A 19,462-nucleotide genomic window follows, 5' to 3' on the forward strand; every position below is an offset into this window, starting at 1 on the left:
GTCTCCGCCGCCCAGGCGGGCACCTCGCTGCGTTGGAGAAGAAGCCACGATGAACACCGCATCGAGGCTCCTTCTCCGCCTTGCGATGCACCCACCTGGACACCGGAGCCAACGCACGGATTCCCGACGCATGACGCTAGGCGCCTGAAGCGGACTTCAGGTTGAGGACGATCTGCAGTGCGTTCTGCTGCGTCGGCTGGGCCGGCGCGTACTGGTTCTGCTCGTCCGGCCAGCCGACCCAGTTCTTGGTGCTGTACATGCCGCCGACGTTGGACGCCGAGGTCGGGATGATCGGCATCTGCTCGACCATGATCTTCTGCAGCGTGTTCAGCGCCGTGGTCCGGGCCGCGTCGTCGGTCGCGTTGGCGTAGGCGTCCAGCGCCTTGGTCGCCTCCGGGTTGTTGAACCGGCCGTAGTTGCCGCTCACCCCGCCCTTGCCGACCGGCTTCAGGATCTTGCCGTCCATGATGTTCTGGTAGATGTCGTACGGCGTGGCGCCGCCGTTGGTCCAGTGCATCGTGGCGTCGAAGTTGCCCTCGTCAACGGCCTTGAACCAGGCGTCCTGGTTCGCCTTGTCGACGGTCGCCTTGATCCCGATCTGGGTCAGGTTGTCCTTGATGATCTCCAGATCGGTGACGTAGTCCGACCAGCCGGCCGGGTTGGTCAGCGTGATGGTGACCGGCTTGCCGGACGGGTCCTTCAGGGTGTCGCCCTCGAGCTTGAACCCGGCGTCCGTGAGCTCCTTCTTCGCCCCATCGACGTCCACGGCGTGCTTCTTGTCCTTGAACTCCGGCGCGATAAAAGACTCACCGGCCGGGGTCGGGATACCGGTGACGGACTCGACCTTCGGGTAGAAGTAGCCGGCCTCACCCTGCATGAAGATGTCGTCGCGGTTGATCGCCTTGTCCATCGCCCGGCGCAACGCGGGGTTGTCGAACGGCTTCTTGGTGGTGTTGATCCACAGCCCGTGGATGCCCAGGTTCGCCGGGAACCAGAGCTTGTGGTGCTCCGGGTTCTTGTCGACGTACACGGCCTTGTAGTTCGGGATGAAGACGAAGCTCCACTCGGCCGCGCCGTTGGCCAGTGCGGTGGTCTGCGCGTTGTTGTCGTTGTACGACGTGTAGCGCAGTTCCTTGACCTTCGGCAGCTCCTGCCAGTACGAGTCGCGCAGTTCGAGCGTCGTGGTCTGCGGGGTGAACGACTTCAGCTTGTACGGGCCGGTGCCGATCGGCTCCTTCACGGTGTCCAGGCTCGGGTCCTTGAAGGTGGACCACTGGTGCTTCGGGACCACGAACACGGTGAGCAGCTTGGACTGGTTGACGAACTGGGACCGGGTGAAGGTGAGGTCGACCTTGTTCCCGGTCTGGGTGATCGTGCCGTACGGGATCGCGTCTTGGTTGAGGCCCTCGTTGTCCTTGCGGAGCTGGAACGAGTACGCCACGTCCTCGGCCGTCATCGGCTTGCCGTCGGACCACTTCACCCCGTCGCGGACGGTGAACGAGAGCTTGGTGAAGTTGTCGGCCCACTTCCACTCGGTGGCGAGCCAGGGCTTGCCCGGTTCCTTCGGCTTGATGCCGTTCAGCATCACCAGCGGTTCGTAGATCATCCACCGGTAGCCCAGCGAAGCGCCCGAGGACGAACCGAGGAACGGGTTGTGGTTCTCGGTCTGCGGACCGTTCGGCATGCCCACGTTCAGCACCGTCGAGGTGCTGCCGGAGCCGGCGTTCGAGTTGCTGTTGTCCCCGTTGCTACAGGCAGCCAGCGTGACTGCCGCGAGCACGCCCGTGAGGGCTAGCGCGACTGAGCGTCGAGCTCGCATCGTTCCTCCTGTGGTTCTCCAACTGCTGGCGGATGACGGTCGGACGACTGTCAGGTGTTGGCGTCGCATCGTGCCGTGAAAGCGCTCTCATGGAAAGAGCGAATGACCTAACGGATCGGTATCGCGGGTGGAACGCCGGCGGCGAGGCAGGGGCAGCTGCCCCGCCGCCGGCGGCATCAGAGGCTCAGCCGGGGGTGGTGCTGGGCTCCGATTGGCCGGGCTCGGGTCGGCCAGGTTTCGGCTGGTCGGGCTCCGGTTGGGCGGGTCTCCGCTGACCAGGCTTGGGCTGAGCGGTGGTTGGGCGGGCGGGGGCGGTTGAGCTGCGGACGATCAGGGTCGTGGGCAGCACTTTGGGATCCTCGGGCAGCGGCTGGCCGCCGAAGTACCCCATCAGCATCCGGGCCGCCGCCTGCCCCATCTGGCGCATCGGCTGATGCACCGTGGTCAGCGGCGGCTCGGTGTGCTCGGCGTACGGGATGTCGTCGAAACCGACCACCGACACGTCGTTCGGCACGTTCCGGCCGGTCTCCCGGACGGCCTGGATGGCGCCGCCCGCGGACAGGTCGTTGTGCGCGAAGACCGAGTCGAAGGCCAGCCCGGCGTCGAGGGCGTACTGGACGCCGCGGCGCCCGCTCTCGTGGGTGAAGTCGCCCTCGAAGACGAGCCGTGGGTCCAGCTCGTGACCGGCGGCCGCGTAGGTGTCGCGGAAACCGTCGAGGCGTTCCTGGGTGCAGCCGAACCTTTCCACGCCGGTGATCACCAGTGGACGGTGCCGGCCGAGTTCGAGCAGATGCTGCGCGGCCGACTCGCCGCCGGTCCGGTTGGTGGTGGCGACGGACGGGAAAAGTGGCTGCTTGCCGCGGTCGTCGATCAGTACGACGGGGAGGCCGCGGGCGTGCAGCTGTTCGATGTACGACAGCGTGCCTTCGGGTTCGATCACCAGCAGGCCGTCGAACGACTGGGCCGAGACCTGCGAGGCGAACTGCTGCATGGATTCCTCACCCCGGTTGCAGGTGAACAACAGCAGCCCGTAGCCCTCGGACTCGACCACATCGACAGCGCCCTGCAGGACTTCGCCCATCCAGGGCCAGGTCAGCGAGGGGACGAGCATGCCGACGATCCGGGTCCGGCCGCGGGCCAGGCCGACGGCGCGCGCACTGGGCACGTAGCCGAGTTCGGCGATCACCTGGCGGACCCGCTCGGCGGTGCGGATGTCCAGCTCGCCCTTGCCGTTCAGCACGCGGGAGACGGTGGTCTTGCTGACACCTGCGCGGGCGGCCACGTCGGCAATGGTGATCGACACGTTCACATCTCCCCTCGGGCGGTTGGGGGTACTGCGGGACGGTTTGATGCTGGTCGGTTTGTTGCCGGGTCGTGAACGGTGTGTTCGGAACCGGTTTCGGAAGCGGTTCCGTAGATACAAGCCGAGGAGGTGGAGGTCCGTCAATCACGAGGTGGTAACGAATCGCGGCTAAGTTCATGACCTGCAGGAAGCCCGCGGCCCGGAGCTGTGGATAAGTCCATCCACCCGGTCGCTGGTGCATGATTGACTGCGCGGAGCGATTTGAGCGGCCGGGCCGGCCGCCGGATCGGCCGGATCCTGCAGCGGCACATGCCGAGCATTCTCAGAGGGCGGGTCGACACACCATGGACGTACGCCGGACCACTGTGCGCGATATGCGGCGATCCAACCGCTCGGTGATCCTGACCAGCATCTACCGCAACGGTCCACTCAGCCGCTACGAACTCGGCCACGAGACGTCGCTCAGCGCGGCGAGCGTGAGCAACCTGGTCGGCGAACTGCTGGCCGAGGGCCTCGTCGAGGAGGCCGGTTCGGTCGAGTCCGACGGCGGCCGGCCGCGCGTGCTGCTCCGGGTCGCGCCGAAGTTCGCGTACGTCGTCGGAGCCGAGGTCGGCGAGACCCGCGTCCGGGTCGAGGTGTTCGACCTGTCGATGAAGGTGCTGGCCACCACGGTCTACCCGATCGACACCCCGACGCCTGCGCCCGAGCTCGCGGTGAAGTACGTCCTGCAGGGTCTCGAGTCCGTGATCAACGCGGCCGAAGTCCCGAAGGACCGGGTGCTCGGCATGGGGGTCGCCGTGGCCGGTGTGGTCGAAGGTCCCGCGGACGCTGTTGTCGACGCGCAGACGCTCGGCTGGGACTCCGTGCCGCTCGGCGCGATGCTGGCCGCCGGCACCGACATCCCGATCCAGGTCGACAACGGCGCGAATACCCTCGGTCAGGCGGAGATGTGGTTCGGCGCGGGGCGCGGAGCCACGGACGCCGTCGTCGCCCTGGTCGGATCCGGAGTCGGCGCCGCCCTCGTTACCGGTGGCACCAGCTATCGCGGTACCCGCAGCAGCGCAGGCGAATGGGGCCACACAACGATCATGTACGGCGGCCGGCGGTGCCGGTGTGGTTCCGACGGCTGCCTGGAGGCGTACGTCGGAGCCGAGGGCGTGCTCGATCGCTATCGCCTGGCCGGGGGAGTGGTGGACCCCGGCGACGATGAGGAGTCGGCCTTCATCGCTCTGCTGGACGACGTCGATTCCTCGGGGATCGCGGCGAAGGTGGTCCAGGACACGATCGGCTACCTGGCCGCGGGTTTCGCTGATCTGGTCAACCTGTTCAACCCCGAGCGGATCGTCCTCGGCGGCTGGTCCGGCCTGCTCCTCGGCGAGCGCTACCTCCCACAGATCCGCGAGGCGGTCGGCAAACGCGCCCTCCGCCAGCCGTACGCCCAGGTCTCCCTCGAACTCTGCGAACTAGGCCGTGACGCAGTAGCCCTAGGTGCCGCCACCCTCCCCGTCCTCCACCTCCTCCGCAACGGCGGCCTCCCCCACCACCAAGCAGCCAGCTAACACCCACCCGCCGGCCCTCCACCCCGCTGGCGCTTCACCCCACCCCGCCCCGCTGGCGCTTCACCCCACCCGCCCCCGCTGGCGCTTCACCCCACCCGCCCCCGCTGGCGCTTCACCCCACCCGCTCCCGCCCCCGCCCACCTCGCCCTGCCCCATCTCGGCTCGGCCCTCGCCGGCTGAGTTCCGGAACCTGGACGGGTAGGTTGTGGTTCAAGACTTCAACTATGCTTTGAAAAAACTGCTGCACGCTCTCTTGGGGGTCACCGATGGTCGAACTCTCCCCGCTCCGCCAGGACTTCGTCTGGGGTGCGGCCACCTCGGCGTACCAGATCGAGGGAGCGATCAACACCGACGGTCGGCTGCCGTCGATCTGGGACACCTTCTGCCACGTGCCGGGAGCGATCGACAACGGCGACACCGGTGACGTCGCCTGCGATTCGTACCATCGCTGGCCCGAGGATGTTGCGCTGCTCAAACAACTCGGCGTCGACGCGTACCGGTTCTCGATCGCCTGGCCGCGGGTGATCCCGTCGGGTTCGGGTCCGGTGAACGCGCCCGGGCTGGACTACTACGAACGGCTGGTGGACGGATTGCTTGCCGAGGGCATCAAGCCGTTCGTCACCTTGTACCACTGGGATCTCCCGCAGGCGTTGCAGGATCTCGGTGGCTGGGCGAACCGCGGCACGGCGTACCGGTTCGCCGAGTACGCCGAGGTGGTGGGCGCCCGGCTCGGCGATCGCGTCCGCGACTGGGTGACGTTGAACGAGCCGCTGTGCTCGGCATGGATCGGCCACTGGGAAGGCCGGATGGCCCCGGGGATCACCGATCCGGCGACCGCCGTGCGAGCGTCGTACCACTTGCTGCTCGCCCATGGCCTCGGCGTCGCCGCCCTGCGTTCGTCCGCGTCGGATCCTTCGATCGGGCTGGTGGTCAATCTGAGTCCGTGTGAGCCGGCTAGTCGTCGCGCGGAGGACATCCGGGCTGCGCGGATTGCTGATGGGCATATCAATCGGTGGTGGCTTGATCCTGTTAGTGGGCGCGGTTTTCCGGCGGACATGGTCGAGGCGTACGGCGTGGAGTTGCCGGAGCAGCCGGGGGATCTCGACATCATCGCGGCGCCGACGGACTTCATCGGGTTGAACTACTACTTCCGGCAGATCGTCGAGGCGGACGAATCCGTTCCGCTGCTGGGATTCCGGCAGGTCCCGGGGCCGAACCCGGAGCACACCATGCTCGATTGGGAGGTGCACCCGGCCGGTCTGGAGGAGCCGATCCTGCGGCTGGCCAAGGAGTACGGGGCCGAGAAGGTCTATCACCGAGAACGGTTCGGCCTGGGTCGACCAGCCGGACTCGTCCTTCGCGGTCGACGATCCCGAGCGAACCGCTTATCTGGAAGGGCATCTGGCCGCCTGCGTCCGCGCGGTCGAACAAGGTGCGCCGCTGGCCGGGTACTTCGCTTGGTCGCTGCTCGACAACTTCGAATGGGCCTACGGCTACGAACCACGCTTCGGCCTGGCGTACGTGGACTACCCGACCGGCACACGCGTGCTGAAGACCAGCGGCAAGCGATACGCGGACCTGATCCGCACACACCGCACAACCTGAGTTCGCCCGCGAGGCCGGGCTCTACCGAGCCGCAATCGGCCCGCCAGGCCGCCGTACAGCCTGAGGTCGGGGGTGAAGCGGCCGACGCATTGAGCTGTTCCGGGCCGGGCGCCGCCCTGGGCTTCCGGCCGCTGAGCGGGCTGAACTCCGGGCCCTCCTGGCACTCGTCGGTCAGGAGGGCCCGGGCTTAGTTCAGACGGTCCACTTCTGGTTGGCGCCGCCGGTGCAGGTCCAGATCTGCAACGGGGTGGCGTTGGCGGAATTGTTGCCGGTGACATCGAGGCACTTGTTGGCCTGCGGATTCACCAGGTCGCGGCCGGATGTGTAGACCCATTGCTGGGCCGCGTTGCCGTTGCAACTGACCAGCTGGACTCTGGTGCCGTCCGCGGTCCCGGCGTTGGCGACGTCGAGACACTTGCCCAGGGCACGGATCGTGCCATCACCCGGACGGGTCCACTGCTGCGCGACCGTGCCGTTGCACTCGTAGAGCTGGACGGTGGTGCCGTCGGCGGAGTTGGCGCCGGCCACGTCGACACACTTGCCGGCGAGCCCGGTGATCGGCGTACCGGAGCTGCCGCTGCCGAGCGTGGACACGCGGACGTAGTCGATCGTCATCGTCTGCGGCAGCACCGTGGTGCCGTCGGGGTAGCCGGGCCAGTTCCCGCCGACCGCGACGTTCATGATCATGAAGAACGGGTGGTTGAAGACCCACGTGTTGCCGCCCAGGTCGGCTGGCGTACGGCGCTGGTACTGGATGCCGTCCATGTACCAGGTGATCGAGTCGGGCGCCCAGTCGACCGTGAAGGTGTGGAACGCGTCGGCGAACTGCTGACCACCGGGCAGCGTGTACGACGCGCCGATGCCGGCGCCGCCGGAGTACCCCGGACCGTGGATCGTGCCGTGCACCGTGGACGGTTCGCGGCCGATGTTCTCCATGATGTCGATCTCGCCGTCGTTCGGCCAGTTGCCGCCGCCGAGCATCCAGAACGCGGGCCAGATCCCTTGGGTGCGGGGGATCTTGATCCGCGCTTCGAACCGTCCGTACGTCTGGGTGAACGTTTGCGCGGTGAGCAACCGGGCCGAGGTGTACTCGCAGGTCCCGTAGTGGCACTGGAATCCGCCGGACTCGCGGCGTGCGGTGATCACCAGGTTGCCGCCGCCGTCGAGGGCGGAGTTGCGGGTGGAGTTGGTGTAGTACTGCCGTTCGTTGTTGCCCCAGCCGGAGCCGCCGATGTCGTAGCGCCACTTGTTCTGGTCGGGCGCCTGGCCGGCCGGGCCGTCGAAGTTGTCTTCCCAGATCACAGCCTGCGGTGCCATCGCGTCGGCGCTGCCGGCGGACGGAGTACGGGCTGTTGCGGGGGCTTGGAGGAGGGCGGTGCCGAGCAGAGCTGCGCCTGCGGCGAGCAGGACTCGGGTTCGGAGCCGGGAATGCGGGAATCGCATAGGTGCCTCATTTCTCGCTCGGCCGGACGGTCGACGGTCCGGCCGGGGCGGGGGCGGACTGAACGAGACAGGGGACGGGAGGCAGCCTGCTGTGAGAACGCTTTCACGTCAAGGCCACAGATAAATATAAGTCGTGAAAAAAGTCGCCGCACGCCGTTGACAGGGTGTTTCACCGATGGTTACCTCTTGCTGACCACCTGTTGCGGCGCGGGCAGACGCCGACACCCGGGGGTCCCATCCACTCTGTGAAAGCCCTTCCGTACAAGGGAGATTCCGCCATGCCCCGGACCCTTCGTCGACACCGCCCCGGCCGACGACGCCTCCTCCCCGGCCAAGGCTCGTTACTCGGCCGACGCCTACTGCCTGGCCGCCGCCTGTTACTCGGCCAAGGCCCGCTGTCCGGCCGACGTCTGCTACCTGCTCTGGCCGCGCTGGCGTGCCTCTCGGTCGTCGCTACCGGGTTGAGTGTCGGCAACTCACCGCCCGCGCACGCGGCAGGAGAGCAGGTGAACGTCTGGCTGACAACGACCAACGACGCCGGCGGCCGGAACGTGACTCGTGGCCTGCAGCAGCAGACCCCGGTGAACTTTGGTCCCGCCGGTGGTACCGCCAACCAGACGATCACGGTGAACGAGAACACGACGTACCAAACCTTCGAGGGCGGTGGCGCGTCCTTCACCGACAGTGCCGCGTGGTTGCTGAACAGCAGCAACACGATCAGTGCCGCCACTCGCGACCAGGTGATGCGCGACCTGTTCGACCCGGTGAACGGGATCGGGCTGGCGTTCACCCGCAACCCGATGGGCGCCTCCGATCTGGCCCGGTTCAACTACTCCTTCGACGACACGTGCTGCGACCTGAACGACTTCACCATTAATCACGACCTGGCCGATGTGGTCCCGCTGACCAAGCAGGCGCGGCAGCTGAACCCGGCGCTGAAGGTGAAGGGTGCGCCGTGGAGCGCGCCGGCCTGGATGAAGGACAACAACAAGTTCACCAACCGCGGCTGGCTGAAGTGGGAGTACTACCCGATGTACGCCCAGTACTTCGTCAAGTACATCCAGCAGAACGCTGCCCAGGGCAACAAGATCGACTACGTCTCGGTACAGAACGAGCCGACCTGTTGCGGTACCGACGACACCGGCTACGCGTCGATGAACTGGAACGGCTCCGGCCTGCTCGAGTTCACCAAGAACCACCTGCTGCCCGCGTTCCGGGCCGCCGGGATCACCACGAAGGTGATGATCCTCGACTACAACTGGGGCAACTACAACGACCTCGGCTCGGTCCCGCTGGCCGACGCGGCGTTGCGGAACGACCCGCTGTTCGGTGGCATCGCGTGGCACGGGTACGGCGGTGACGTGAACCTGCAGACCACGGTCCACAACCAGTACCCAGCCGTGGACCACTACATGACCGAGCACTCGGGCGGCACCTGGATCGCGAACCAGCAGGTCGAGGACATGAACAACCTGATCGACTACACCCGGAACTGGAGCAAGTCTTGGGTGAAGTGGAGCCTCGCGCTGGACCAGAACATGCTTCCGTACGTCGGTGCCGGGTGCAACGTTTGCACCGGCCTGGTCACGGTCCATCGGGGCGACGGCCGGCACGGGCAGGTGGACAAGACCGTCGAGTACTACACGATGGGCCACCTGACCAAGTTCGTGAAGCCGGGCGCGGCGCGGATCGAGTCGAACGCCAACAGCGCGGTGAAGAACGTCGCGTGGAAGAACCCGGACGGCTCGAAGGCATTGATCGCGTTCAACACGACCGGCAGCTCGCAGTCGGTGCGGGTGAACTGGGGCAGCCAGTCCTTCGTCTACACGCTGCCAACCAAGACGTCGGCGACCTTCACGTGGTCCGGGTCGCAGAACGGCGGCGGTACGGGTGGACAGATCACGGGCCTGGCCGGGAAGTGCGTCGACGTTGCCGGTGCCAACAGTGCGGACGGTACGGCAGTACAGCTGTACGACTGCAACGGATCGGCCGCGCAGCAGTGGAGCCGACCGGGTGACGGAACCCTTCAGGCATTGGGCAAGTGCCTCGATGTGAGCGGTGGTTCGACCGCGGACGGTGCGCGGGTGCAGCTCTACACCTGCAACGGGTCTGCGGCCCAGCAATGGACATATACGAGTGGGAGAGACCTGGTGAATCCGCAGGCCAACAAGTGTCTCGATGTCACCGGCAACAATTCCGCCAACGCGACGCCGCTGCAGATCTGGACCTGTACCGGTGCCGCCAACCAGAAGTGGACCGTCTGATGCGCGCGCTGGTGGCTGCCCTCGCTCTGACCGCGGGGTTGCTGGTCGCAGCTCCGGCGGCCCACGCGGCCGAGGCGACAGGGACGATCACCGGTCTGGCCGGCAAGTGCGTCGACGTCTCTGGTGCGAACACGGCCGACGGTACTGCGGTGCAGTTGTACGACTGCAACGGAACCGCGGCGCAGAGCTGGACCCGGAGTACGGACGGGACCATCAAGGCGCTCGGGAAGTGTCTCGACGTCAGCGGTGGATCCACGGCCGACGGTGCGCGGGTGCAACTGTGGACGTGCAACGGCTCCGGTGCCCAGCAGTGGACTTACTCCGCGGGCCGGGATCTGGTGAATCCGCAGGCGAACAAGTGCCTCGATGTCACCGGCAACAACTCCGCCAATGCGACACCACTGCAGCTCTGGACGTGCACCGGCTCCTCCAACCAGAAGTGGAATGCGCCCACGTTGCCGGACACGCCGCCACCTACGGGTGGGGCGCCGATGGCCGCGGCGCCGTACCTCTACCAGGGCTGGGGGAGTCCGCCGAACCCGGCGACGGTGATGAACGCGACCGGCGTCAAGTGGTTCACGATGGCCTTCATCCTGTCGAACGGCTACTGCAACCCGATGTGGGACGGCAACCGCCCGCTCACCGGTGGCGTCGATCAGCAGGCGATCAACACGATCCGTGCGAACGGCGGTGACGTGGTGGTCTCGGTCGGCGGCTGGTCGGGGGCCAAGCTCGGCGAGAACTGCAACAGTGCCGGCGAGCTGGCCGCGGCGTACCAGAAGGTGATCAACGCGTTGTCGCTGAAGGCGTTCGACGTCGACATCGAGGCGTCCGAGTTCAGCAACGCGACCGTCCGGCAGCGGGTGATCGACGCGCTGAAGATCGTCGAGCAGAACAACCCCGGGATCGCAACTTACTTAACGTTCGGAACTGGGCAGAGTGGTCCGGACGGTACCGGGCAGGACCTGATCCGGCGCGGCGCGGCGTCGGGGCTGAACCTCGACGGCTGGGTGATCATGCCGTTCGACTTCGGCGGCGGGCAGAACAACATGGGTGCCCTGAGCATCCAGGCCGCGGACTCGCTGAAGAACCACGTCCGCACCGCGTACGGCTACACCGACGACCAGGCCTACCGGCGGATCGGGATCTCGTCGATGAACGGTCTCACGGACGTCGCGGGGGAGCGGGTCAACCTGTCCGACTTCGAGCAGCTGCTGAGCTATGCGAGTCAGCACCACCTGGCCCGGTTTACCTTCTGGTCGGTCAACCGTGACCGGCCGTGTACGGGTGGAGGCGCCGACACGTGCAGCGGCGTACCGCAGCAGGCGTGGGACTACACGAAGGTGATCGGCCGATACCGAGGCTGACCAGCGCAGTACTCCGAGCGGGCCGTCGCCTCTCCGGTGGCGGCCCGCTCCGCCGCTCGGTCGACGTGCTCGAGTCGCTCGGCCGACGTGATCGGGCCGCTCCGGCAGGTCCCGACGGTGTGGGGTTTGACCCTCCCATAGCCGGAGGGTGCAGCCTTAGGGCATGACCGCTTCGGTGACCATCGGGGAGTTTTCGCGACTCACCCATCTGAGCGTGAAGACGCTGCACCACTACCACGACATCGGCCTGCTGACCCCGGCCTCGATCGACCCCTCGTCCGGGTATCGGCGGTACGGCACGGACCAGGTCGGCGTGGCGCAACTGATCCGGCGGCTGCGCGATCTACAGATGCCGCTCGCCCAGGTGCGTTCCGTGGTCGAGGCACCCGACGTGGTCACCCGCGATCGCGAACTGCGCACCCACCTGGACCAGATGGAACGCGAACTGGTCCGCACCCAGGATGTCGTCGCCTCACTCCGCTCGATGCTCACGTTGCCCCTGACGCCACTGTCGGTGGAGTACCGCTTCATCCCGGCATTCCGCGCGTACTGCGTCGTCGACCAGGTCGACCGTGCCGATATCGGACCCTGGTGCGGTACGGCGTTCGGCCGGTTGAACGACATCGCCGCGCGGCACGGGATCACGGCCACCGCCGGCGCGACGTACAGCGACGAGTTCTTCGCCGACGACAGCGGTCAGGTCATCGCGTTCCTGCCGGTCGCCCCGGACCAGCCGGCCGAGGACGGGGTCGAGCTGCTCGACCTGCCCGCCGGGTTCTTCGCGATCACCGTGCACACCGGCCCGTTCACCGACTTCGACCGCAGCTACGGCTCCCTCGGCGGCCACGTCGCGGAGTACTGCGAGGTCGCGCCCGGGCCGATCCGTGAGCTCTACCTGGCCGGACCGGGCGACGTGCCTGACCCGGCGGACTTCCGTACCGAGATCTGCTGGCCGATCCAGCGCATCCCCGCACCGAAAGGCTGAACTGTGTCTGATTCCTTCCCCACCCCACCGCCCCGGTCGTCCGACTCCTCCACCCCGTCCATCACCATCGAACACGTCACCTTCGACAGCGCCGACGCGGCCGCGCTGGCCGCCTTCTGGGCCGCCGTTCTGGAGCTGGAGGTCGATGCCGGCGGCAATCAGTTCTTCGCGACCGTGAACAAGAACGGCACCGGAACGGCGCTGATGTTCATCCAGGTGCCCGAGAAGCCGACCGTCAAGAACCGCCTGCACCTCGACCTGGCCACCCGCAACTGGACCACCGAGATCGACCGCCTCGTCGCCCTCGGTGCCAAACGACTGGACGAGTACGACGAGTACGGCGCCCACTGGGTCACCCTCGCCGACCCCGAAGGCAACCTCTTCGACCTGGCCGAAATCCGCTGACGTTCGTCAGGTCAACGGCTGGTACCGATGGCCGTCGTACGTCGCGCTGCCGGAGTCGACGAGTCGGTCGAGCTGCTCGCGGGCCACAGCTGCCGACCAACGGAAGGCGCGGGCGAGCTCGACCGGAGTTGCCGCCAGCATCGTGTCGAGGTAGGTGGATGCTGCTCGGGTGTGGTCGGGGCCGCGGCCGACATCGAACTGCTCACAGGTGAGGGTGATGACGGCCGCCGGCCAGCCGCTGGCCGACTCCTGGACGCCGGCCGTCGTGACCAGCAGGTGCCGCTGCAGTTCGGTGATCGCTCGCTGGTACTTGTTGCGGTCGCCGATCAACGAGCGCAACGAAGCGCTGGTCATCGGTTCCATCGCGAGCGCGCGGGCGATCTCGTGAGCCTGAGGCGATAGTTGCAGTTGCTCGTGGTCGTCCGGCTCGCCTGCGCCCGGGTAGAGCATTGCCAGGAGCCCGGGGGACAGGAAAGATCCGCGACCGCCCAGGTAGGCGCCGTACCAGGCGAGGCCGCGGCGGGGGAGTTCGTCCTTCCAGGTCCAGACACGCTGCTCGTTTCGGCCCATGCCGGACCCGAACGGTTCCTCGTCCTCGTCGGCGACCGCCTCCCACAAAGAGGGCACAACCATGCGTGGGGCCGGAAACAGCAGCGCGAAGCCGACATCGTCGAGGAAAGCTCCGGCGCGCTCGACCGAGCCGATCCGGCGGCACCGGATCCACCACCGACTGGCGCGGGCCTTTCCCAACTCGACATCCAGCTGATCGTCGGCTGTGCTCGTACGCTCCATCCAGCCAGTCAACCAGCGCCCGCCGACAGCCGGCGGGCCGGCTGTCTGGCCGCAGGTATTGCCAGCCGGTGTTCGGCGGGAGGAGGGTGGAAACGACCGGTGGCGCCGCCGGGGCGCCGCCCCGAGATCGAAGGGGGTGGACGCCGTGTACGCGCGTTCCACCACGATCATGGCCATGCCGGAATCGATCGACGCCGGCATCGCCGAGGTGCGCGACAACGTGATGCCACGGCTCCAGGAGATGGACGGCTGCATCGGCCTTTCGATGCTGGTCGACCGCGAATCCGGCCGCTGTATCGCCACCAGCGCCTGGCAGTCCGAAGCCGCGATGCGGGACACCGACGAGGAGCTCGCACCGATCCGCGAGCGCATCGGTGAGCTGATGGGCGGCAGCCCGCGCGTCGACGAATGGGAGATCGCCGTTCTGCACCGCGATCACCGAACCGCCGACGGCGCCTGCGTGCGGGTCACCTGGGTCCACGTCGACCCCGCCAACATGGACCGCGCCATCGACGTCTACAAGCTGGCAGCGCTGCCGCGAGCCGAGGAGCTCTCCGGCTTCTGCAGTGCCAGCCTCCTCGTCGATCGCGCCTCCGGTCACGCAGTCTCGTCCGTCACCTACGACTCGCTGGAAGCCATGGAAAACACCCGCGAAGCCGCCGCCTCGATGCGCGCAGCCTCCGCCAAGGACGCTGGCGCCGAAGTCCTCGACACCGGCGAATTCGAACTGGCCCTGGCGCACTTGCGAGTCCCCGAACTCACCTGACCCCTACTCACCACCCTGAACGCACCTGACCCCACCACCCCCGACCCACTTGCAGCCGCGACAGTCCCGGAGGGCCCACCCACAACCAAAACAGTCCGCATCCGTGCCCGCGCGGCTACTCCATCGTGTCGAGGTGGGATTCGAGCGCGTCCAACCGGCGGCGCCAGAGGTCGCGGTACGGCTCCAGCCAGGCGTCGACCTCGACGAGTGGGGCCGGCCTCAACCGGTACCACCGACGTTGGGCGTCCTGACGAACCTCCACCAGCCCGGCGTCCCGCAGTACCTTCAAGTGTTTCGACACGGCCGGCTGGCTGAGCTCGAGGTGTTCGACCAGTTCGCCGACCGGTCGCTCGCCGGCCCGCAGCAGGTCGAGGATCTCGCGCCGCCGCGGCTCCGCAAGCACCTCGAACGTAGTTGCCATACAAGGAATATAACCGTCGAGGACCACTCAGGCGTAGGGATCCGTGATCTCCCGCAGCGCAGTCAACGCCATCCGGAGCTGAGCCGCCCGCTCGGGCGGTCGCGGCTGGCTTGTTGTTGGACCGATGACGGATTGCCGCGCAGCTGAAGGGTTACGGCACGCTAGTGGCGGGATAGGCCGTTAGTGGTGCAACAACCCGCCCATCGGATGGGCTCAGCACCGAGGTGATCGTGGGGTCCGGATCAGGTACTCAGGTAGCGGTTGACGGCCAGGACTCTTGTGCCGCTGGTGCGGAGTCTGATCTCGATCCCGGCGGGGGTGGAACGGATGTCGGTATCACTCTTCCTCGTGCTGACGGCTATCGGCAGTCTCGTCTGGAACACAGCGCTGATCCTCGCCGGTTACCTGCTGGGAGAGCAGTGGCATCTGGTGGAGTCGTCGGTCGGCGTCTTCCAGAAGGTGGTGCTGGTCGCCGCGGTCGCTGCGGTGACGTGGTTCGTGATGGTCAAGGTGCGGGCCAGGCGTTCGGTATCTGAGAAAGTCAAGTGATCCGCTGGACTTTGGTTACGCTCGAGATCTCATTGCCGATCATTGCTGGGAGACACCGCGATGCCCTCAGTCGCTTTCGAGCCGCGGATCGTTCCGGATCCGCCGGTCTGGCCGCAATCCGTCGTCACCGTGGTGGGGAATCCGAAAGCCGGGTCCCGAACCGCCGCGGCCGCTGCCTCGGTGGCGGAACTGCTGGCCTCCGAGCTCGGTACGCCGTACAGGATCGACGAGTTGGTGGATCTGGTCACGTTCGCCCCGGCGATCTTCCAGGGGGAGCGGGCGGCTGACGAGGATCGGGTCGCGCTGGAAGGGGCGATCGAGCTGGCGTCGTCGGCGTCCGTGCTGGTGGTGGCGACGCCGGTCTACAAGGGGAGTTACACGGGGCTGCTGAAGAGTTTCCTGGATGTGTTGCCGGCGCAGGCGTTGGCGGGGTCGGTCGTGGTGACAGTGACGGTGTCGGCGGCGCCTTCGCACAAGTTGCTGGCGGATCTGCAGTTGCGGCCGGTTCTGGCGGAGCTTGGTGCGAGCGTCCCGACGCCGCCGGTCGCGTTGGAGGAGCGGGATCTCGAGGATCTGCAGGTGGTGCTGTCCGGGTGGATTCGGCACAACGCCGGGCTGGTTCAGGCGACGACGATCGCGCTCCAACCGATCGCGGAGCCCACGCCGGCGCAGTAGCCGGCGTGGGCGTTGCGTGGGTCAGGTTGGTCGGTGGGCGGGGTTGGCGGGTCGCCGGGTCAGGGGGTGGTCAGGCTGGCGGGTGGGTCAGGTTGGGTGGTGGTCAGTCGGGGCGGGAGATGGAGTCGGCGGGGTGGTGGCGGAGGGTGGTGGTTGCCGGGAGCAGGGTTGAGGCGAACGTGAGGAGGGCGGCGGTGGCGGTGATGAAGAGGTAGATCCAGACGGAGCCGTGCGGGACGGGGGAGTCGGAGACCGTGGTGCTGAAGGGGATGAGGGTGGCCATGGCCGCACACGTGCCCAGCAGGATGCCGGCGAACGTGATCAAGGCGGCTTCGGTGCTGAGCATGCGGAGGATCTGCGCGCGGGTGGAGCCGGTCAGGCGCTGGAGGGCGAATTCGCGGCGACGGCGGATAGTTGCCGAGACCAACGTGTTGACGACGGAGACTCCCGTGTAGCCGATCAGGAGGCCGACCAGCAGGTAGTTGACCCAGGCCTGGGTCTTGAGATCCTCGTTGAAGGTGTCGATCAGCGCGTCGCGATGGGCGAGCTGTACGCCGGGGTGGGTGGCCGTGAGCTTGGCCAGGGCCGGTGCGGGGTTGGCGCCGGGGGCGTAGCTGACAAGGATCTGTGGGGCCAGGCGGTCGGTGGTATGGGCGGCCAGCAGATCGGCGGGAAGGACGATGCTTTCGTAGCCGCGCTCGGCGGCGAAGGTGGCGATGACGCGGAGGTCGACCGATGCCCCGTCGCCCAACGTCATCCGGATGCTGGAACCGAGGCCGCGATCGATCTTGGTGGCGACGTGGTCGGGGAGGGCGACAGTGGAACCGGTCAGGTTCTCCAGTGAGCCTGAGGTCAGGCGGACCGGTGCGGTACCGGATGAGTTCTGTGGGCCGACGCCTTGGAGGAGGCTGCCTTCCTCGTCGAAGGGAGCGTTGCGGGGCTCGTCGATGGCGCCGGTGCTGGTGACGTAGGCGGAAGCGTTCGCGACACCCGGTACGGCGCGGACCTCCGAGAGCAGTGACGGGGCCAGGCCGGCGCCGGCGGTGGAGACGAGGACGGCGTCTGCCTTGAGGTCCTTGGTGAACGCCTGTTCGGAGGCGTGGACCTGGGTGGTCTGCATGTAGAGGTTCGCCGTGGAGATCCCGACGGCGAGCATCAACGGCATGACGGCGGCCGACATCGCCACGGATCGCGTGGTGACGTTGACGATCGCGAGCCGGCCGTTCACCCGGCTCACGGCGTACAGGGGCCAGCGGATCAGGGCCAGGGTGAGCTTCGTCCAGAACGGGCCGAGGAGGGCGATGCCGAGGGCCCAGCAGAGTACGGCGGGGCCGGCGGTCGCGGCGGCGAGCGGTCCGGACATGACGGCGCCGGTGACGATGACGAGGGCGAGTCCGCCGCCGAGGGCGATCAGGCCGAAGAAGAGCCGGACCCAGCTGAACCACTTGCGCTGCAGGCCGGCTTCCATCAGAGCCTGGACGGGCTTGATCTTGGCGGACTTGCGGGCGGCGATCAGGGCTGCGCCGACGGCGGCCAGTACTGCGGCTCCCGCTCCGGCCGCGAACGGGATCAGGCCCTGGTGGAACTCGAGTGCCGCCGGGGCGACGCCGTGCGAGGCGAGTTGGTCGAAGAGGTAGCGGCCGAGGAACCAGCCGGGGATCAGGCCGACCAGGACTGCGGGGATGGAGACGAGCAGGGATTCGCCGAGGATCATCCGGCGGACTTGGCCGGGGGTGGTGCCGATGCTGCGGAGGAGGGCGAACTCGCGTTCGCGGTGCTGGGCCGAGAGAGCGAGGGTGGAGGCGACGACGAAGATCATCGTCATGGTCGCGATGCCGCCGAACGAGCCGGCGATCGAGATCACCGCCTCCCGGCCGGTCGCCGCCTCGGGGTGTTCGGCGAGGCCGCGGTCGTCACCCATCCGCACGGTCACGGGGGCGGCTGCCTCAACGGTTTTCTTGACCGCGGCGAGGTCTTTGCCGGGGGCAACGGTGATGCCGAGGGTGGAGTAGGCGCCGGGGTGACCAGAGAGGTTGGCTGCTTCCGCCGAAGAGAAGAAGGTGTGGCCGGCGGGGCCGTCCGCGATGCCGGTGACGACGAAGGTCTTCGGGGCGCCGGCGAGCAAGAGGGTTACGCGGGTGCCGGTGCGGGCGTTCGCCGTACGGGCTGTGGTGGTGTCGAGGACTACTTCGCCGGGTGATGCTGGTGGGCGACCCGAGGTCAGTCGGTATGGGGCCAGGCGGGCCGAGGACCAGGAATGGCCTTCGCCTGTCGAAGAGACCGAGGTGCCGGCGAGGACGGGGGCGGGGAAGGTGACGTCGCCGATGATCTCCTGGACTCCGTCGACAACCCGGAGCTTGGCGACGGTCGACGACGGGATGAGTACCTGTTCGACCAGGGGAGTGGCGTCCTCGGCGCCCGGGCGGAGGTGGGACTGCTTGGCGGTGACGACCAGCGGGGCCTCGGCCAGGCGGGTGGGTGGGACGTTGGAGCGGATGCCGGTTTCCATCAGGCCGCCGCAGGCCAGCACGATCGCGGTGCCGAAGACGACGGCGATGAAGGTGGCGATGAAGCCGCCCTTGCGGAAGCGCAGGGTGCGGACGGCGAGGCGCATCATCGGGCCGCCACCTTTGCGTTGCCGGCCAGCGCGGAACGGTTGCCGTTGTGGGTGCACGCCGAGCGCTTGCCGAGGTGGGTCATCTGGGCGGCCACCTGGTCGGCCGTGGGGGAGTGGAGGCTGCCGGCCAGGATGCCGTCGGCCAGGAAGACGACCTGGTCGGCGTACGAGGCGGCGACCGGGTCGTGCGTGACCATCACGACGGTCTGGCCCTGGGTGCGGACCGGTTCGCGGAGGAGCTCGAGTACGTCGGCCGCGGTCTGGGTGTCGAGGGCGCCGGTGGGCTCGTCCGCGAAGATCACGGCCGGGCGGGCGACCAGGGCGCGGGCGATGGCGACGCGTTGCTGCTGGCCACCGGACAGTTCGCCGGGGCGGTTCTTGGAGCGGTCGCCGAGACCGACGCGGTCGAGCACCTCGCGGACGGCGGCGCGGTTCGGGCGGCGGCCGTCGAGTTCCTGGGGCAGGGTGACGTTCTGCCAGACGGTCAGTGCGGGGAGCAGGTTGAACGACTGGAAGACGAAGCCGATCCGCTCGCGGCGGAGTTCGGTGAGCTGCCGTTCGCCCAGACCGGCCAGTGGCTGATCGTCGATCAGGACCGAACCCGAAGTGGGGCGGTCGAGCCCGGCCGCGCAGTGCAGGAAGGTGCTCTTGCCGGAACCCGACGGGCCCATCACCGCGGTGAAGGTGCCGCGCTCGAAGCTGATCGAGATGCCGTCGAGGGCGACCACGGCGTTGCTGCCGCGTCCGTACACCCGGCGTACGTCCTGCAGGACAACGGAATTCGGAGTCCTCTGGATGACTTCGTGCTTGCGCCTCATGGCTGGCCTCTCACGTGCGTCCTGGTTGACGCTCATGACGCTACGGAGAGTCCGACGGCGTCCCCAGGGAGTTG

At 67.6% G+C, this 19,462-nt stretch carries 15 protein-coding genes and 1 pseudogene; 9 read left to right on the forward strand and 7 right to left on the reverse strand.

Annotation, left to right across the window (positions count from 1 at the left end):
• Window positions 1–136: 136 nt before the first annotated feature.
• Together EV643_RS04400 and EV643_RS04405 are read right to left on the reverse strand one after the other, a co-directional pair.
• Window positions 137–1,819, reverse strand: coding sequence for an ABC transporter substrate-binding protein (locus EV643_RS04400; RefSeq protein ID WP_133798671.1), 1,683 nt, complete (start codon window positions 1,817–1,819; stop codon window positions 137–139).
• Window positions 1,820–2,003: 184 nt separating this feature from the next.
• A complete protein-coding gene (locus EV643_RS04405; RefSeq protein ID WP_238165354.1) occupies window positions 2,004–3,122 on the reverse strand; it encodes a LacI family DNA-binding transcriptional regulator in 1,119 nt (372 codons plus the stop codon).
• Between the two features lie 374 nt (window positions 3,123–3,496).
• On the opposite strand from EV643_RS04405, the gene EV643_RS04410 reads away from it, so the two are divergent.
• Together EV643_RS04410 and EV643_RS04415 are read left to right on the forward strand one after the other, a co-directional pair.
• Window positions 3,497–4,681, forward strand: a complete 1,185-nt coding sequence (locus tag EV643_RS04410; RefSeq protein ID WP_255512930.1) for an ROK family transcriptional regulator — start codon at window positions 3,497–3,499, stop codon at window positions 4,679–4,681.
• A gap of 266 nt (window positions 4,682–4,947) precedes the next feature.
• Window positions 4,948–6,286, forward strand: a pseudogene (locus tag EV643_RS04415) (GH1 family beta-glucosidase).
• 192 nt (window positions 6,287–6,478) lie between these two features.
• Here the strand turns inward: EV643_RS04415 and EV643_RS04420 are convergent.
• Complete coding sequence (locus EV643_RS04420; protein ID WP_133798673.1) at window positions 6,479–7,729, reverse strand: glycoside hydrolase family 16 protein; 1,251 nt, start codon at window positions 7,727–7,729, stop codon at window positions 6,479–6,481.
• Window positions 7,730–8,235: 506 nt separating this feature from the next.
• Between EV643_RS04420 and EV643_RS04425 the strand changes: the two genes are divergently transcribed.
• The 4 genes from EV643_RS04425 (at window position 8,236) to EV643_RS04440 (ending at window position 12,750) form a co-directional block, all read left to right on the forward strand.
• A complete protein-coding gene (locus tag EV643_RS04425; RefSeq protein ID WP_238165355.1) occupies window positions 8,236–9,993 on the forward strand; it encodes a ricin-type beta-trefoil lectin domain protein in 1,758 nt (585 codons plus the stop codon).
• Window positions 9,993–11,360, forward strand: a complete 1,368-nt coding sequence (locus EV643_RS45380; protein ID WP_133798674.1) for a chitinase — start codon at window positions 9,993–9,995, stop codon at window positions 11,358–11,360. Before EV643_RS04425 ends, EV643_RS45380 begins: the two co-directional genes overlap by 1 nt.
• A 163-nt stretch (window positions 11,361–11,523) precedes the next feature.
• Window positions 11,524–12,345 (forward strand): MerR family transcriptional regulator, encoded by an 822-nt coding sequence (locus tag EV643_RS04435; protein WP_133798675.1) that lies wholly within the window; start codon window positions 11,524–11,526, stop codon window positions 12,343–12,345.
• A 3-nt stretch (window positions 12,346–12,348) separates the two neighbouring features.
• Entirely contained in the window at window positions 12,349–12,750 is a 402-nt protein-coding gene (locus tag EV643_RS04440) for a VOC family protein (protein ID WP_133798676.1), read from the forward strand.
• A gap of 6 nt (window positions 12,751–12,756) precedes the next feature.
• Here EV643_RS04440 and EV643_RS04445 read toward each other — a convergent pair whose 3' ends face one another.
• Window positions 12,757–13,542 (reverse strand): AlkZ-related protein, encoded by a 786-nt coding sequence (locus tag EV643_RS04445; protein ID WP_133798677.1) that lies wholly within the window; start codon window positions 13,540–13,542, stop codon window positions 12,757–12,759.
• A 145-nt stretch (window positions 13,543–13,687) separates the two neighbouring features.
• On the opposite strand from EV643_RS04445, the gene EV643_RS04450 reads away from it, so the two are divergent.
• Window positions 13,688–14,308 (forward strand): antibiotic biosynthesis monooxygenase, encoded by a 621-nt coding sequence (locus EV643_RS04450; protein WP_166665317.1) that lies wholly within the window; start codon window positions 13,688–13,690, stop codon window positions 14,306–14,308.
• 115 nt (window positions 14,309–14,423) lie between these two features.
• Here EV643_RS04450 and EV643_RS04455 read toward each other — a convergent pair whose 3' ends face one another.
• Window positions 14,424–14,729, reverse strand: a complete 306-nt coding sequence (locus EV643_RS04455) for an ArsR/SmtB family transcription factor (RefSeq protein ID WP_133798678.1) — start codon at window positions 14,727–14,729, stop codon at window positions 14,424–14,426.
• Between the two features lie 327 nt (window positions 14,730–15,056).
• Between EV643_RS04455 and EV643_RS04460 the strand changes: the two genes are divergently transcribed.
• Window positions 15,057–15,278 carry a DedA family protein gene (locus EV643_RS04460; RefSeq protein ID WP_238165356.1) on the forward strand — a complete coding sequence of 74 codons (222 nt, stop codon included), beginning with the start codon at window positions 15,057–15,059 and terminating at the stop codon, window positions 15,276–15,278.
• 60 nt (window positions 15,279–15,338) lie between these two features.
• On the forward strand, window positions 15,339–15,953 hold the full coding sequence (locus EV643_RS04465; protein ID WP_133798679.1) for an NADPH-dependent FMN reductase: 615 nt from the start codon (window positions 15,339–15,341) through the stop codon (window positions 15,951–15,953).
• Between the two features lie 103 nt (window positions 15,954–16,056).
• On the opposite strand, the gene EV643_RS04470 is transcribed toward EV643_RS04465, so the two are convergent.
• Together EV643_RS04470 and EV643_RS04475 are read right to left on the reverse strand one after the other, a co-directional pair.
• Window positions 16,057–18,570 carry an FtsX-like permease family protein gene (locus EV643_RS04470; protein ID WP_133798680.1) on the reverse strand — a complete coding sequence of 838 codons (2,514 nt, stop codon included), beginning with the start codon at window positions 18,568–18,570 and terminating at the stop codon, window positions 16,057–16,059.
• A complete protein-coding gene (locus EV643_RS04475; RefSeq protein WP_133798681.1) occupies window positions 18,567–19,388 on the reverse strand; it encodes an ABC transporter ATP-binding protein in 822 nt (273 codons plus the stop codon). The genes EV643_RS04470 and EV643_RS04475 overlap by 4 nt, the downstream gene beginning before the upstream one ends.
• Window positions 19,389–19,462: the final 74 nt, after the last annotated feature.

Source organism: Kribbella caucasensis (genome assembly GCF_004361855.1).
In the GTDB taxonomy this organism is placed as follows: domain Bacteria; phylum Actinomycetota; class Actinomycetes; order Propionibacteriales; family Kribbellaceae; genus Kribbella; species Kribbella caucasensis.